Here is a 570-nt window from a genome sequence, read left to right as displayed (position 1 = left end):
AGGTAGGTCTTTTGAAAGTGAGTGTGTATTAAAACAAGATGACGCAAAGGAGTTGGCTGATTCAAACCTTGTTAATGTGAGTGAGTAAGAAGTAACAACGCCCACGTCACAGATAAATAAACAACAAGGTAAACGGTGAACAATCACCTAGCCTTTATCATTCTAAATTCGATTGGTGACAAAAAAGCCACAATGAATGGAAAAATAGAGTGATGACGGTCACATAAATGATAGGCATAATAGCTACATCGAGTGAGGAAACAGCGGTAACGCATTAAACACTCATTCAATACAACTATGTATAAACAAATTATTTAAGGTATTCAAAATGAAAAAATTAACAACTCTAGCAGCAACATTACTTATCAGCTCAAGCGTTTTTGCTGGTACTCAAGTCGTTCATTCTGACAAAAACTTCAGCACTGATGCATTCACAAATAAAGCAGCAGCTTACGAAGCCGGTTTTGATTACGTAAACCAACTTAAACAGTTACCTGAAAACAAATTACGTCATGAGTTGGTACTTATCTCTACTACACCAACTAAAGACTTAAAAATTAAAGATACTAA

The 570-nt window shown here is 35.3% G+C and carries 1 protein-coding gene; it reads left to right on the top strand.

Annotation, left to right across the window (positions count from 1 at the left end; translation table 11 throughout):
* Positions 1–328: 328 nt before the first annotated feature.
* On the top strand, positions 329–570 hold a 242-nt coding region (locus MT391_RS20745), incomplete at its 3' end, for a DUF3316 domain-containing protein (protein WP_499499994.1).

It is taken from the genome of Vibrio sp. 1-Bac 57 (assembly GCF_037546855.1).
Classification (GTDB): Bacteria; Pseudomonadota; Gammaproteobacteria; order Enterobacterales; family Psychromonadaceae; genus Psychromonas.
This window is presented reverse-complemented; position numbering and strand designations above follow the sequence as displayed.